We start from the raw sequence: 15170 nt of genomic DNA on the forward strand, positions 1-15170 counted from the left end.
TTCTAAAATGAATTAAAAATTTTTGCTTACATTTCAAATACAATTCAAAATTTGGAGTTATGAAGGCATTTAAGTTCTTATTCACATTCGTATCTATACTAATTCTTTTAAGCTCTTGTCAAGAGCAAAGCCAAAAAGGAAGAACTAATACAAAGGCTTATAATCAAGAATTGGCTCTTAAATTAGAGGCTGATCAATACGGAATGAGTTCTTATGTAATGGCTTTTCTAAAGAGAGGACCTAACAGAGGTCAGGACTCACTCACAGCTGCTAACTTGCAAAAGGCACATTTAGAGAATATCATGAAAATGGCCGAGGAAGGTACTTTAGTACTTGCCGGGCCCTTTATGGATGATGGAGATATTCGGGGTATTTATATTTTTAATGTGGCCACAGTAGAAGAAGCTAAAAAGCTGACAGAAAGTGATCCTGCCATTAAAGCGGGACGATTGGTTATGGAATTACATCCTTGGTATGGCTCTGCTGCAATCAAAGAGATCAATTCCATTCACAATCAACTAACAAAGCAATCTATTGCAGAATAAGTTCCTAATACCTATAAATAGAACACCTCTTCGTGAATACGAAGAGGTGTTTTTTTAAGATATACATTTGGATTAATGCTTATGCTCTTCTTTGATAAAATAAGCATGATCAAAACCATGAACGGTATTGTTCAATTTCTTAATCATCTCCATATCGGTACTCTGCTTGGCTTTCATCGCATACACGCAAATTTTATGCAGAAGCTCAAGTTGTTTCATACTTTTAGCCTTCATTACTGGATCATCACTCAATTTAACACGCTGGAACATGAAATACTGAGTCGCAATAGCCTGTAATTTATTGGCATGTTCTTCCTTATTATTAACCCAGCGTATCAGCTGATTGTAATCTGGCTTTTCGACAGCAGACAGTTCAATAATTAGTTTCATACTCTTCTCAATGGTTTGAATATGCTCATACATCATTTTTACACGAGCTTCATCATTATAGATTCCACATGGAATTTCACAGTGAGCATATGATTTGATTGATCCAAATCCCATAAACATTAGGCAAACAAGAGCCAATACTTTTATCTCTTTCATAATCGATGGTTTTATTTTAAAAATTAATTGAAATTAATCCAATTAAGCGAGATCTGAAAATATAGTGAAGCCTAAATAAAGACAAGGCTGTATTTATTTAGCTTATCCAATAAAAACAAATAGGGCCTTAAAATATGAATTGAAATAGGCAATTCGTTTATATTTGCAATATGAATTCAGAACGTCCTTTTTGTTTAATGCCCTTTATTCATTACCACGTGGGTAATGCAGGATATGTCAAAGCTTGTTGTGTATCCAATATCACATACGGTAATTGTAACACGCAAGCCTTCAGTGATATTTGGCGGGGTGATGCCATAAATGCCTTAAGGAATAAATTTAAAAATGGGGAATTTGACCCGCGTTGTGCCGTTTGTTTAAAACTCGAAGAAGCAGGAGGTAAATCTATTAGACAAGAGACTCACGAGCGATTTGTATGGAGAAATGAGAGCGAAGTAAATCCCTTGCCTATCTATTTTGACATTCGCTTTTCGAATGCCTGCAATTTTGCTTGTCGAACCTGTTGGCACGGTGCCAGTTCAGCCTGGTTTCCTGAGGCAAATAAACTGAAAAGAAACGCAGGCAATACAGCTTTAATTCAAAATATTACGGATTTTAAGAATTTCATCTCTCAAACTGGGGAGGCACTTCTAAAAGCAGAAGAAATATACTTTGCTGGTGGAGAACCACTATTAAGCGAGGAGCATTATGCTCTTTTAAATTACCTAATTGATAATAAGCACACTAAACTTCGCCTACGATATAATACCAACTTTTCGGTACTTGAGTTTAAAGGGCATCAAATTCTTGATTATTGGAAACAGTTCGAGCATGTGGAAATTTTAGCCAGTTTGGATGCCCATAAAAACCTAGGTGAGTATATTCGAAAGGGTTTTAATTGGAATATTTTTGTAGAGAACAGAAATGCCATTAGAGAATTGTCACACATCAGGTTCAAAATTGCACCCACCATTTCCGTTCTATCTATTGCCAACCTACCTGATTTATACAAAACCTGTCTGGATCTGGAGATTATTGGAAAAGATGATTTCTATATCAATATATTGGAGCGACCTCATTTTTATAATATCAAAGCTATTCCTGAGCAATTAAAAAGTAAAATTGAAAAGTCCTTCGATGAATTTTATAGCTGGGCTAATCAAAATGAGATGCCTCAATCTGTCTTGAAACAATTTGAAGAATGCATAGCTTATATGCAAGCTGAAGACTTAAGTAAGCATTGGAAAAAGTTCATCGAAGAAACAGAACTCTTCGATAAAATGCGTGGGGAGTCATCAACTGACTTAAAAAACACCTTCGGAACTTTCTATACAAATAAATAATTATAATCCAGATCTATTTTCAGAATATTTAAGGTGAGATCCCCTTATTTTGATAACTAAATCTAGTTGCAAGCAGATTTTGAAGCTTAAAAAGTAGGAATAAAAAACCGATAAACAGGTGCTTACACGATTCTAACCCTACTCAGACGGCCCTATTTTAGGGCTATTCTGACATAGGATGCTTCTTCGATTTAAATATGCCATTCTCAGAAGGGTCAGTCCAGAATAAAAGTCGCAATTAGACCAAGTCTTTCATTTCAACATTCGTTTTGTGGAATTCCAGAGCATTTTTCACCTCATTTGCTGAAGAAGTTTGCATAAGTTCGTGGCATAATTTGGCTGCTCCGTAAAATTCCTTGCAATAGATTTTGAAGAAACGTTTCAGAATGGCAAAATTCTTATTGCCCTGCCAAGTTTGTTCATAAAGTTCTGTATGTTCCCAAAGCATTTTCAAACGAGTTCTTTCGTCCACCTCGGATAGGTTTGGATTAAACAACCAGGGATCTTTGAAAATACCTCGACCAATCATCACACCATCAACTCCAAACTGATTTACCTTATCCAGACCATCTTGATAAGACAAGACATCACCATTTCCGATAATCTTAATATGAGGAGCAATCTCATTTCTTAAGGTTACCGCTTTGTTAATTTCGTTCCAATCAGCTAAACCTTCTGACATCTGCTTTTGAATACGTCCATGAAGAATAAGCGCATCAATAGGCATACCTAATAAATGGGATACCCATGAGTCAGTCACAACTTCATTAAATCCAATTCTAGTCTTCACACTTAAAGGTAGGTTTGAACCTTCTCGAGTTGCCAATATGATTTCCTTAGCGAGTTCAGGTTCTTGTATGAGAGCAGAGCAACAACCCGATTTTACGACATTCTTTACAGGACAGCCCATATTGATATCAATGCCATCAAAATCAGTTTCTTGAGCAATATACTGAGCGGTCTTGTAATATTTTTCGGGATTTTTACCCCAGATTTGAGCAATTAGCTTAACAGACTTATCTTTCAATAGTTTTTGCTCACTTGCACTAATTTGTAGGCGATGCTTGACCTTATCATGGCCAATTTCGTGACACAAACCATCCGTTGAGGTAAACTCAGAAAATAAAAGATGTAACTTATCTTTCTCTGAATTCCTCAAAACCATTTCACGGAAAACGGTATCAGTAACATCTTCCATAGGTGCCAATGAAAAGGAGGGACTCGTTTGTATCTGCCAAAAATTAGATTGCATTGCTTTTATTTAGAATTAATAAACATTGCAAATCTAAAGTTTTTTTAACGAAAGGCAAAAGTAAAAAAGCCTTATCTCATGTTTAATTTGCTAACTAAACGTGAAATAAGGCTAAATGTCTTAATAATAGGGCTTATCCCCTAAAAATACAGGCTTAATCCCAATGATAAATTCCAGATATCGCTATACTTAACGTAATCCGTTCTTATGGCTTCAAGCAAATAATTATCCATTGTGCCAACCTCAGCATAAAAATCGATTCCTTTTATCGTTTTATTAGGAAGTGGATAATAAATCATTCCTCCAACAAAGGGAGCAAAGTGAATTTTATTTTGAAAATAATATTGATCAGGAAAATGATCTGGGAATTTTCGATACGTATTATGAGTAGAGGCAAGGTTTACACTTAATCCGGCTGTTGGACTAAATGTGATGTTTTTATAATGAAATTTTTTAATCAAGAAAGTGTTCTTAAGTGCTAAGGTGTTTAGTCGGTCTGTATCAGAATGACTAGAAGTTATGCCATACATGAGAGACATTTGATACCAATCATCTACGATATAATAAGTGGCACCTATAGCCATGAAGCCAATATTTCCTGCATATTGAATCTTAGCTGCCCTTGGAACATACCATTTTCTCTTTACACTATCCTGTTCAGTCATGCTCCCGTTTGCAAGAACAGATGTCGATAACATTATAATCGCAATAATTGTATATATAAATCTTTGAATCATATCAGTATTTAATCTTTTAGCTTTATTAAATGAAATATTAGAAGATAATTTTTTCAACACTGTAATTATCTTCATCAACTGTAATGATTGCATAATTTCGATCTGGAGTATCACCAACAACTAAATAATCAATCTCATCATATCTTTTATCGAAATAATATTTGTGGGTATGACCATGAATAGAAAGTTCTATGTTTTTTTCAAGCATCATTTCATTAAAAATAGATTCGTTTTGATTGATGAATTGATCTGCCCAAGGTGGAATGTGTGAAACAGGAAAAACATGATTGTAATTATCATCATTTTTAAGGTTCTCTTTAAACCAATCGAAATCAGGATTTTTATTTCCATTTTCCCATATGACATTATCAAACATCACGAATTTTACACCTCTAAATGTGAATGTATAGTTGGTAGGACCAAAGGATTTTTCATAAATAGCTTTCCCATTTGATAAATGATCATGATTACCAATAACGGTAAGAAAGGGTACGTCTAATTTTCCAATAATCTCGTTAAACCAAGTAAACTCCTTATGCAGTGAACTCAATGTGATATCCCCACCATGAATAACAAAATCAATATCATCTCTGGAATTGATATCTTTTATTTGATCTTCGAAATCATCATAAAATGTATGATTATCAGAAATAAAGGCGAATCTAAAAGATGATTTGTTATTGTCAATCGCCATTAGTTTGTCCAGGTTTCTCTGAGTTAAATTCCGAAACTCAGATTTAACCTTTATATCATGTGGACCATATTCAAAGGGCAGGCTGCAGCCTGTCAATAAGCCTGAAACAGTTATTAGACTAAGTAATCCTGTTTGTTTTATAAATTTTCTTCTTTGCATTGTCAATTTATTGTTTGGTCGGATATCAATCCATTTTCTTTTGAAAAAGACTATAAAATTAACGAATTAAAGAGTTTTACCTCTTTTTATAACATTTATTAACTTCTATTATTATGGAAAACAATTGTATAGAAGAATGAAATGATTTAGAGATCTAAATAAAACGATCTTGTAACTAATTTAGCACAAGATCGTTTAAAATACAATTATAAAAACTGGACTAATCCTCTGTTGTTAAAGAAAAAAAATCGTTGACGGGTTTATTGAAAAGTTTTGACATTTTGAGAGCCAAAACTGTCGAGGGAACATACCTGTTTTTTTCGATAGAGCTAATGGTCTGACGAGAAACGCCTATTTTCTGAGCTAACTCTTCTTGTGTCAGATCAAGAATGGCGCGTTCTACTTTTATGGTGTTTTTCATGATTAATAGTCCATTGAATTAAGAGTTTTCAATCTTTTTTTTGCTGAATAAAACGTTCCAATATAGACTCCTAACATCCATCCAATTACATAAATTGAAGAATATTCTTTAATAGGACCACCAATCCAATGATTCAAGAATAGAAGTATAAGGTGAATTAATATTCCAATAAAAAAGGCGGAAAAAATTGAATTAGCACGTATCTGTTTTAATAATTCATCCTCAGATTTCTCTGAAGATAAAGCAAATATTAATAAGCCAAAAACCATAGTAAATATTAAGTATTCGCGTTCAATATTTGGATAATTAATATCAACAACAAAATTTAAAACAAAACCAATAACAGCTACGATCATTCCAATGTATTTAAACCAATAGGGAAGCAGCTTTATCTTATTTTCAACTGCAGGTTCTCTTATATCTTTCTTTGGCTTAATTACAATAAATATCGCAATTATAAATAGAATAACTAAAGGGCTAATAATTTCATGTATTTCCATAATGTAATATTTAAATATTTTTACTTTAAGACAAATATACTTTACATTATGGAAAAAGCAAATATCAATCAGTTATTTTTATATGATAAATCATTCGATGAGTTAATAAACAATTCTATATATTCATCGAATGACCGGGAAATTGTTTATTTATTCAATTTGATTTTGGCAGCCTCAACGATTTTCTTAGAATTACCAACAAAAGCTTCACCATCGATAAGAATAAAAGGGCGCTTAAGGAAAGTATATTCATCCAGCATCAATTGTTTATAATCCTCTTCAGAAAGATTCTTTTCTTTTAAGCCCATTGATTTATACTTCATAGCTCTTTTACTGAATAGAGCTTCATAAGAACCTGCTTGTTTGGCAAAAGTTTTTAAGTCCGCTTCATTAATATTTTCTGTTTTTATATCTTGCTGATTAAACGTCTCATCTATGCCAAGTTCTTTCATAATTCGTTGGCAGGTAGAGCAGGTAGATAGGTAGTAGATTTTATTTGTCATGATTGAATTTATTTTAAAACTCAAAGCTAATACATTTTATATTTTGCATCGAAATATTCAGGACATAAAAAACGACCCATAAGGGTCGTTAAATTTATTTAAGAGGAGATAAAACTCTATTTATTTTTCATATACTCATTAAAAGAAGGTGCTTTCCTGTGTGTCTTAGTTGTTATTTCAATAACACCATGTTTTGCTTTCTTGCCATATTTATCAATAGCTGACGCATCTTTAAGTAAATTCATCGATTCAATTTCATTTGGATCAATATCATCAATAGACTGAACACATGAAAGTTCAACACCATTAATAATATAGAGAGGAGTCTTCGTTTTTCCTTTAAACTTAAAAGCTTTATTCTTTGGAGAATCAATACTAACTGTATTCTTAGTTCTTATAAGGATTACACCATCTTTGGCTTTAGCTCCATAAGTTTTCTTGCAAGCTTCATCTTTTAATACTGTAACTGAATCTATTGAAGCAGGATCGAGTTTCTCTATGACTTTCTTACTGATTTCAAAGCCATTAAGGAGGCATAAGGGTGTTTTATTGGAATCAAATTTGATCTTCGTCTTTATATTTTTCTTCTTAGATTTCTTGATCTTTTCTTTTTGAATCTCGATATTCTTTTGAAATTCACCAGAATTGATCTTCTCCATTTGTCTCATTAAGCTTTCTCTGCCACGTTCCAGGTTCTCACGAATCTGTTGACGAAACTCTTCAGAATTAACCTTCTCTAAAGAAGTTTTAATTTTAGCTTTTAGTTCTTTCTTTTCCTTTTCGCTTAAATCAGTATTGTCATCAATTTCTATCAAAGAATCATGTTCATTAATCTCTTCCAAATCTTTGAGTTCAATTTCCATCTCAGCTTCAGCCTTAATAAGCTCTTTTTCAATATTAATGTCGACTGATTCCAATTCCTTCAAACTCTCTTTAAGCTCTTTTATGGTTTCTTCATTTATTTGAACATTAACTTCTTCTAATTCATTAAGAGCTTCCTCTAAAGCTTCTTTCTGAATTTCAATTACTTCTTTAACTTCCTTTATCGTATCTGAAACAGTAACAGCTTTTTCCGTAACTTCTGGTAACTCAGGTAAGGCTGGTAATTCAGATGCACTTACTATAGCAGGTTTTGCAGGAGCTACCATAGTATTTTTCGTTAACTTCTTTTTCTTTTGAGGAGCATGAATAATCGGTGAGGCATGTGACATTTCAACACCATCAAACTCACCAATTGATAGGTTTGTTGAGTTTTTTGACTCAACTTGAACTTGATTTTTAGAATTTGCCAGATTTGAAAATAGGATCATTCCAGATAGCGCAAACACAAATAAGGCACTCAATAAACCACGTTCTAGTTTGGGATGTTTGACCGTTACTGGATTTAATATTCGACGAACTCTATGTAAAAGGTTCGCTTTCTTTCCTGAAAAACTCAAAACTAATTCAGGTTTTTTTCTTCTGATACTTTCCATATTATTTAAGGCTTTAATTAGGGTTAACGATTCACCACAAACCTTCACCGCCAGATCATCACAAATGTGTTCTCTTTCGGTGTTAACCACAGAAGACAGCCACCAAACCATAGGATGGTAGAAAAATAGTATTTCGATGATGCCCTGTATAAATTGAACCAAATAGTCGTGACGACTGATATGAGCCAACTCATGAGCAATTATAATTTCTAATTGATTTTTTGGAATACCACTTAACAAATTAATAGGTAGGAGTATAACTGGTTTAAAATATCCTATTAAGGATGGAGAATCGATATAAGATGATTCTCTAAACAAAACTTTTTTTCTGATATCAAAACGCTCCAATACATGATACGCTAAAGCCATATGCTTTTCATTAAGAGTAAATGCTTTATGCTTTTTTAATCGAAGCGCAGTTGTATAATTAATCACCATTCTGAATGAAAGCAGAAAAATGCCAATTATCCAGATTCTTAAAAGAATAGGGAATAAAATGTGAGTGGGCAAGAGGCTTTTAAGCGAGGCCCATGAGAAACCTGAATTCGTTGTATTTATAATTACATTCGAACTTAAACCAGACAGATTTAGAATATGGGGCCGTGTTTCTGCCGGTAAGGATAAAAAGAAAGTAAAACTTGCCGAAACAAATATTAACAGCAGACTTAAACTAGCCATTGTATATCTTATTCGCGCGTTGTTTTTATTAATAAATCGAAAAGTAAGGGCTAAAAGTCCTGCGATTAATGCAGCTTGCCAAATAGAATGGAAAATAGTCCATGCCAAAGCTTCTGACAAGCTGTGCATGCTTATACTACTTAGGTTCATGATCTGTTTGTTTTTCTATACTTTCAATTAATTTCTTTATTTCGTCTAATTCTTCAGTACTACATTTATGATTTCCAAGAGCTTGTAAGACCATTCCCGAGGCTGATCCACCAAAAAGGGTACTCACGAATTTATTCATAAGTTGAATTTTGGTCGCTTTTTCTTCTACTAATGCAGAGTAAATATGAGTTCGAGACTCTTTATATCGATCCAACATGCCTTTCTCAGTCATTATTTGCATCACTTTAAGACTTGTTGTATAACCGACGTTACGTTCGCCTTTAAGCTTTTCATTAACAAATCGAACGGTTGATGGACCATAGGTCCATAAGACTTGTAATATTTCTAATTCGGCTTCGGTTGGTTTAATCTTCTGTGGTCTCATATTGTGGTGAATCTGTACTACGATTAATTTCGTATCAAATATATACGATAGAATTCGTATTTCAAAACTTAACTACGATTATTTTCGTAATTAGGAGCGAAGAATTCATTGTAATGAAAAATAAACCAAAGAGTGAATTCAATAGATTTAAACTATTTATTGTGAATAATATCTAATCGATGAGCACAATAAACTCAAAATAAAGGATAGTTATTAATAATAGCCTATCAAATTTTTAAGGTCGATTGGAATCTTCAGAATATACTCTATTGATCATAATATGAATTATAAGACTTTACTGTACGTTCATTAAATAGTTGGATTTTAAAATATAAATCAAAATCTTTGATATTCTAAAACTACAAATCTTGCGAAACCTTGCTGAGAATTGAATATTCACATTAACTATTGCCTTTTGATGCTCTAGGATTAAATGAATTAGTTTTGAAAGATACAATTTTATAAAAGATTCCCCAGAGAATTCTATCCATTAGCTTGTATAAAAATTGCACGCCAGGTAAAGTTGGTATCATTTTTGATATGCACCAAAGTAATTGTTAATATTGGTATCTATTTTAACAAAAATGAAGAAATTCGGACTAATGCAATACACACAATTTAAATAATCAATCTAATAATTTAATTAAAATTTCACATGAGAAAATTATTACTTCTAGCTCTGCTAGCAATGGCTTTTGTTTTTGAATCAAACGCACAATCATTACAGTATAAAGTAATTACTTCGGTTGAGTCAATTGTTCCTATGGGAATCGGTCGTTCTAGAATTATTGAGGAAAAGTCTCCTATTGATGCTAAGGATTTTACAACAGAACGTACTGATGGTAAGAAAAGTAAACAAAGTGATGTAAAAAGAAAAGATGCTAAAGTAAGTTTATTTGCAGAGACCAAACTATTAAACTTTTATAGTATTGCAGGTATCAACTTTCAAAATATTGCCTCAAATGATGCTCTTATTTCTTCAAAAATTAATGCTTTAGTTACCGAAGGTTGGGAATTAGCCTTTGTTACATCTGCTGTTGAAAGTGATAGCGGCAAAGGTGATGGAAAAGGTATTTTTATTACTCGTTATATATTTAAGAAAGTCAATTAGGATTGTTTTTGGAGTGCTACCACTCCCCTTACATTATCATAGCCAAGGCTTGTCAAATCGACAAGCCTTTTTTTTGACTGTAAACTACTAACTTTTCGTTAATATGGTTGTTTTTAACATTGAATATTTGAATGGAAATTTCTTCTAAAAGATGTTGATACATGATGCCTTATTAAAAGAAAAAACGTACTAAATAAATTCAATCATTAACTTTACGACACCCCTGCTCTTTACGGTACACTGCTCATAAATAACTATTTATGAGCGTCTTATAATTCATATTATGATCAATAGAGTGCATTCTGAAGACTCCAAATAAAGGCTCGCTTGAAATAAAGTTCTTTATTAAGTTCACAGCAATTTCGAATAATAAAAAAACCTCCAAAAGATAATCTCTTGGAGGTTTTAAAATATTTTGATTAGATCATCTTACATGTTATCTAACTTTGCTTTAAACTCTTCATACTTCTGCATGTACTCAGGCTTTTCGTTTCTAAGTTTGAAATAAAGTTCTTTCAAAGTAGAAACTGAGTTTTGCTCATCAGGTTTGATTTCAACAACCTTAGTGAAATATGGAAGTGCTTCTTCGTATAACTTGTATAAGTTCTTAATAGCTGCATCATACTTCTTTTGATCGATAATGTCATTAGCAACCTTACGAGCTTCTTCAGCAACATTTAGTTGTAGAACACCTAAATTGTATTGAGAAATATAATCTGTAGAATCTTTGGCAAAAGCAACTTCGTACATCTCTTTAGCCTTAGCAGGTTCGTTTGTTTTCTCATATAAATTTCCTTTTGCTCTATAATAAGAACCATTTTCTGGATCTAAAGCAATTGCTTTATCTAGATATTCTGCAGCTTTATTTGGCACACCTCCTAATAGATAGTGGTTAATTAGCTCAACTAGCATATAGGCATCGTTAGGAAATAATTCAAATCCTTTATGTAGATAAGTTAATGATTCCTCATCATTCCCATTATCTTTCAACACCTTTGAAAGGTATGCATAAGCCTTAGCCTCACCATAGTTATAACTAATCGTCTGCTTATAATACTTAATAGCAGCTTCAAGTTTATTCGCTTTCTGAGCAGCTAGACCTGCGTTAAAAATAATAGCAGTATCAACAGCCAGATTATCGGCTTTAAACATTTCTAAGTTCTCGATTTCCAAAACCTTCTCAAAAGCATTTAATGCTCCACTGTAATCTTCGCTATTATAGAATTGAACAGCTCTATTCGTATAGTCAGGAATTAGATTGGTCATTTGAGCTTTGACAGCTTTGCCATACTTATTCTTAACATCTAGTTCTAAACATTTCATATAAGCTTCATAAGCTATATCCAACGGTGTTTCTGACAACTTCGTATAAGCAGGAAGTGGACTTTCAAAAATAGCTTGATACACTTTCCCTTGAATTAGATAGGCTTTTGGCCAGGCAGCGCATTTCTCATCCCCAATACCTGCATCAATAGCTTCTTTTGCCTTATCCAGTTTACCTGAAGTTAGATAATTACTAGCTCCTGTAACTTTACTCTTTTGAGCGTTTACCATTGAAACACACAAAAGAAGAACCATAATGAATGATAATTTTTTCATCAGTAAATAGTTTTTGTTTTGCTTATGAAGCTTTCTTACGTACTTATTATCAGCAAGAAAGCTTCATTCTATAGTTTGTTTGTATAAGAATCTCGTACAAATTTAATCCATAAATCGACAATTTAAACAAGATCATTTTCTTTATAATTAATCTAAGTATTAAAACAGACTTGTTTGCTCACCATCTATGCTCTTATTTGGCTGATCATCGTCTTTCTTTTCAACTTGTTCATCCACTTGATTCTCGATTGGTGTTTCAAGCTGAGTTTCGGTTTGCTCAACAATTGCTTCTACAGCATCTTCATCAATTATCAATTCTTCTTCTCCAGCAGCATTTACTTTAGCTACAGCAGCAATAGAGTCATCTTTTTTACTCAAATTAATTAGACGAACACCTTGAGTTGCACGCCCCATTACTCTTAATCCAGCCACTGCTAATCGAATTGTAATACCTGATTTGTTGATAATCATTAAATCATCAGTATCACATACCGATTTTAATGCAATTAATTCGCCAGTTTTTTCAGTAATATTGATGGTTTTAACACCTTTACCACCACGATTAGTCATACGATAGTCATCAACCTTGGAACGTTTTCCATAACCGTTTTCAGAAACAACCATGATGTCTTGATCAGCATTCTCCACACAAACCATGCCAACGACCTCGTCAGACTCGTCACGTAAGGTTATACCTCTTACTCCGGATGCAGTTCTTCCCATTGCTCGAACTTGATCTTCAGCAAATCGAATCGCCTTTCCTGAACGAGCAGCAATCAGAATTTCTTTTGTGCCATTCGTTAATCTAGCCTCTAATAATTGATCACCTTCACGCACGGTAATAGCGTTTACACCATTAACACGAGGACGAGAATAAGCCTCAAGTGACGTTTTCTTAACAACACCCTTCTTAGTACATAAAATGATGTTATTGTTATTAATATATTCTTCTTCTTTAAGGTTCAAAACATTGATATAAGCTTTCACTTTATCATCAGGCTCGATATTTAATAGATTTTGAATTGCTCTACCCTTCGACTGTTTTGATCCTTCCGGAATTTCGTATACTTTCAACCAGAAACACTTACCTTTTTCTGTAAAGAACAGCATGGTATTGTGCATGCTCGCGGTAATCATATGCTCAAGGAAATCTTCATCTCTTGTAGTAGATCCCTTCGCTCCTACACCGCCTCTATTTTGAGTTTTAAACTCAGATAATGGTGTGCGTTTGATATAACCCATATGAGAAATAGTAATCACCATTTCTTCATCTGCGTAGAAATCTTCTGGATTAAAGTCTTCTGAAGCATAAACAATTTCAGTTCTTCTTTCATCGCCATACTTCGCTTTGATTTCCAGAAGTTCATTGGTTATAATTTCCATACGCAAATCATGGTTTTCAAGAATAGCCTTTAAGTGACTAATGAATTTCATGATTTCATCGTACTCTCCTCTTAATTTGTCTTGCTCAAGTCCAGTTAAATGACGTAAGCGCATTTCAACAATTGCTTTTGCCTGAATGTCAGTTAAGTCAAAACGTTCCATTAAGGCAATACGAGCTAGATCGGGGCTCTTAGAACCTCTAATAATCTTAATTACTTCATCTATATTATCTGAAGCAATAATCAAACCTTCAAGAATATGAGCTCTAGCTTCAGCTTGTCTTAATTCGAATTCTGTACGACGAACAACCACATCATGACGATGCTCAACAAAGTAATGAATCAATTCTTTTAGATTCAATAATCTTGGTCGTCCTTTCACCAATGCAATATTATTCACGGAAAATGAAGATTGCATTTGAGTGTACTTGAATAGCTTATTTAAAACGACGTTGGCAATTGCGTCACGCTTCAAGTCAAATACAATACGCATACCGTTTCTGTCCGACTCATCATTGACGTTAGAAATACCATCAATCTTCTTATCGTTAATCAAATCAGCCGCTTTCATAATCATTTCGGCCTTATTAACCATATAAGGAATTTCCGACACGATAATTTTCTCGCGACCTGTATCAGTAATTTCGATATTGGTTTTGGCACGAACAACGACTCTTCCTCTACCCGTTTCGTATGATTCTTTTACGCCTTGATAACCATAAATAATACCTCCTGTTGGAAAATCTGGAGCCTTAATTATATCAACCAATTCATCGATTGAAACATCGTTATTGTTGATATAAGCGATGGTCGCATCAATGGTATCCGTTAAATTATGAGGAGGCATATTAGTTGCCATACCGACAGCAATACCCGAAGCTCCATTTACTAGAAGGTTGGGAATACGAGTAGGAAGAACAGTAGGTTCTTTCAAGGTTTCATCGAAGTTAGGAGACATATCAACCGTATCCTTATCCAAATCTGCAAGTATTTCTTCCGCAATTTTATTCATACGAGCCTCAGTATAACGCATAGCCGCAGGACTATCACCATCAACCGAACCAAAGTTACCTTGTCCATCAACCAAAGGATAACGCAAAGACCAGTACTGAGCCATTCTAACCATGGCCATATAAACTGAACTATCACCATGTGGATGATACTTACCCAATACCTCACCAACGATTCTAGCTGATTTCTTGTGAGGTTTATTAGCTGCAATACCCAACTCATTCATTCCGAATAATACTCGGCGGTGAACAGGCTTAAGTCCATCTCTAACATCTGGTAAAGCTCGGGAAACAATAACTGACATCGAATAGTCGATGTAAGCTGATTTCATTTCCTCTTCAATATTAATGCGTATGATTCTTTCTCCCGTGGTCATATATTTATTCTTTTAGATTCTATTCTTAAATGGGAAATATAATTTCTATGTTCTGATCAGATAAAGTATTCTTTTAACAGTTCAAATCACAGAAAGACAAAAGTAAAAAAATATGTGCAATTTTGACAATAATTGAGGTGGAATTAAAGTCCAATTAAGATAAATATTTTACCTATATTAAAATCGATGATGTTAACCCCTTTAATCTTCGTTATTTAGTCTAAAAGGCTATTAAAATCGATATAATTTTAAGTCAAGTTTACTTCGAATAAAAATATTCTTATTAAATTCACCAAAGACGAA

The 15170-nt window shown here is 33.4% G+C and carries 14 protein-coding genes; 3 read left to right on the top strand and 11 right to left on the bottom strand.

Features of this window, described 5'->3' with window-relative positions; all coding sequences use genetic code 11:
* Positions 1–59 precede the first annotated feature (59 nt).
* Positions 60–545, top strand: a complete 486-nt coding sequence (locus DWB61_RS05575) for a YciI family protein (RefSeq protein WP_125029911.1) — start codon at positions 60–62, stop codon at positions 543–545.
* A gap of 72 nt (positions 546–617) precedes the next feature.
* On the opposite strand, the gene DWB61_RS05580 is transcribed toward DWB61_RS05575, so the two are convergent.
* Entirely contained in the window at positions 618–1091 is a 474-nt protein-coding gene (locus DWB61_RS05580; RefSeq protein WP_125029912.1) for a superoxide dismutase [Ni], read from the bottom strand.
* Between the two features lie 170 nt (positions 1092–1261).
* Between DWB61_RS05580 and DWB61_RS05585 the strand changes: the two genes are divergently transcribed.
* Positions 1262–2434 (top strand): twitch domain-containing radical SAM protein, encoded by a 1173-nt coding sequence (locus DWB61_RS05585; protein WP_125029913.1) that lies wholly within the window; start codon positions 1262–1264, stop codon positions 2432–2434.
* A gap of 238 nt (positions 2435–2672) precedes the next feature.
* On the opposite strand, the gene DWB61_RS05590 is transcribed toward DWB61_RS05585, so the two are convergent.
* The 8 genes from DWB61_RS05590 to DWB61_RS05625 all read right to left on the bottom strand — a co-directional run bounded on the left by DWB61_RS05590 (position 2673) and on the right by DWB61_RS05625 (position 9388).
* Entirely contained in the window at positions 2673–3686 is a 1014-nt protein-coding gene (locus DWB61_RS05590; RefSeq protein ID WP_125029914.1) for a tRNA dihydrouridine synthase, read from the bottom strand.
* A gap of 140 nt (positions 3687–3826) precedes the next feature.
* Positions 3827–4423 carry a hypothetical protein gene (locus tag DWB61_RS05595; protein WP_125029915.1) on the bottom strand — a complete coding sequence of 199 codons (597 nt, stop codon included), beginning with the start codon at positions 4421–4423 and terminating at the stop codon, positions 3827–3829.
* 37 nt (positions 4424–4460) lie between these two features.
* Entirely contained in the window at positions 4461–5276 is an 816-nt protein-coding gene (locus DWB61_RS05600) for a metallophosphoesterase family protein (protein ID WP_125029916.1), read from the bottom strand.
* A gap of 220 nt (positions 5277–5496) precedes the next feature.
* Entirely contained in the window at positions 5497–5697 is a 201-nt protein-coding gene (locus DWB61_RS05605) for a helix-turn-helix transcriptional regulator (RefSeq protein ID WP_125029917.1), read from the bottom strand.
* A 2-nt stretch (positions 5698–5699) separates the two neighbouring features.
* On the bottom strand, positions 5700–6197 hold the full coding sequence (locus tag DWB61_RS05610; RefSeq protein ID WP_125029918.1) for a hypothetical protein: 498 nt from the start codon (positions 6195–6197) through the stop codon (positions 5700–5702).
* 146 nt (positions 6198–6343) lie between these two features.
* Positions 6344–6700, bottom strand: a complete 357-nt coding sequence (locus DWB61_RS05615; RefSeq protein WP_125029919.1) for an arsenate reductase family protein — start codon at positions 6698–6700, stop codon at positions 6344–6346.
* 116 nt (positions 6701–6816) lie between these two features.
* The gene (locus DWB61_RS05620) at positions 6817–9003 is read right to left on the bottom strand and encodes a M56 family metallopeptidase (protein ID WP_125029920.1); all 2187 of its coding nucleotides are present in this window, start codon (positions 9001–9003) and stop codon (positions 6817–6819) included.
* Positions 8990–9388: a BlaI/MecI/CopY family transcriptional regulator gene (locus tag DWB61_RS05625; protein WP_125029921.1), complete on the bottom strand. Its 399-nt coding sequence runs from the start codon at positions 9386–9388 to the stop codon at positions 8990–8992. Before DWB61_RS05625 ends, DWB61_RS05620 begins: the two co-directional genes overlap by 14 nt.
* 655 nt (positions 9389–10043) lie before the next feature.
* On the opposite strand from DWB61_RS05625, the gene DWB61_RS05630 reads away from it, so the two are divergent.
* Positions 10044–10499, top strand: coding sequence for a hypothetical protein (locus DWB61_RS05630; RefSeq protein ID WP_125029922.1), 456 nt, complete (start codon positions 10044–10046; stop codon positions 10497–10499).
* Between the two features lie 429 nt (positions 10500–10928).
* On the opposite strand, the gene DWB61_RS05635 is transcribed toward DWB61_RS05630, so the two are convergent.
* Both DWB61_RS05635 and gyrA read right to left on the bottom strand, forming a co-directional pair.
* Positions 10929–12098, bottom strand: a complete 1170-nt coding sequence (locus DWB61_RS05635; RefSeq protein ID WP_125029923.1) for a tetratricopeptide repeat protein — start codon at positions 12096–12098, stop codon at positions 10929–10931.
* Between the two features lie 159 nt (positions 12099–12257).
* A complete protein-coding gene (gyrA, locus tag DWB61_RS05640; protein WP_125029924.1) occupies positions 12258–14867 on the bottom strand; it encodes a DNA gyrase subunit A in 2610 nt (869 codons plus the stop codon).
* Positions 14868–15170 lie beyond the last annotated feature (303 nt).

The sequence above is a fragment of the Ancylomarina euxina genome (assembly GCF_003863355.1).
In the GTDB taxonomy this organism is placed as follows: Bacteria; Bacteroidota; Bacteroidia; order Bacteroidales; family Marinifilaceae; genus Ancylomarina; species Ancylomarina euxinus.

What these genes read in the sequence shown, in the direction of transcription:
- DWB61_RS05590 (WP_125029914.1), bottom strand. Translation starts at nt 3,686, where the DNA reads ATGCAATCTAATTTTTGGCAGATACAAACGAGTCCCTCCTTTTCATTG.
- DWB61_RS05605 (WP_125029917.1), bottom strand. Translation starts at nt 5,697, where the DNA reads ATGAAAAACACCATAAAAGTAGAACGCGCCATTCTTGATCTGACACAA.
- DWB61_RS05580 (WP_125029912.1), bottom strand. Translation starts at nt 1,091, where the DNA reads ATGAAAGAGATAAAAGTATTGGCTCTTGTTTGCCTAATGTTTATGGGA.
- DWB61_RS05600 (WP_125029916.1), bottom strand. Translation starts at nt 5,276, where the DNA reads ATGCAAAGAAGAAAATTTATAAAACAAACAGGATTACTTAGTCTAATA.
- DWB61_RS05610 (WP_125029918.1), bottom strand. Translation starts at nt 6,197, where the DNA reads ATGGAAATACATGAAATTATTAGCCCTTTAGTTATTCTATTTATAATT.
- DWB61_RS05635 (WP_125029923.1), bottom strand. Translation starts at nt 12,098, where the DNA reads ATGAAAAAATTATCATTCATTATGGTTCTTCTTTTGTGTGTTTCAATG.
- DWB61_RS05595 (WP_125029915.1), bottom strand. Translation starts at nt 4,423, where the DNA reads ATGATTCAAAGATTTATATATACAATTATTGCGATTATAATGTTATCG.
- DWB61_RS05625 (WP_125029921.1), bottom strand. Translation starts at nt 9,388, where the DNA reads ATGAGACCACAGAAGATTAAACCAACCGAAGCCGAATTAGAAATATTA.
- gyrA (WP_125029924.1), bottom strand. Translation starts at nt 14,867, where the DNA reads ATGACCACGGGAGAAAGAATCATACGCATTAATATTGAAGAGGAAATG.
- DWB61_RS05630 (WP_125029922.1), top strand. Translation starts at nt 10,044, where the DNA reads ATGAGAAAATTATTACTTCTAGCTCTGCTAGCAATGGCTTTTGTTTTT.
- DWB61_RS05585 (WP_125029913.1), top strand. Translation starts at nt 1,262, where the DNA reads ATGAATTCAGAACGTCCTTTTTGTTTAATGCCCTTTATTCATTACCAC.
- DWB61_RS05575 (WP_125029911.1), top strand. Translation starts at nt 60, where the DNA reads ATGAAGGCATTTAAGTTCTTATTCACATTCGTATCTATACTAATTCTT.
- DWB61_RS05615 (WP_125029919.1), bottom strand. Translation starts at nt 6,700, where the DNA reads ATGACAAATAAAATCTACTACCTATCTACCTGCTCTACCTGCCAACGA.
- DWB61_RS05620 (WP_125029920.1), bottom strand. Translation starts at nt 9,003, where the DNA reads ATGAACCTAAGTAGTATAAGCATGCACAGCTTGTCAGAAGCTTTGGCA.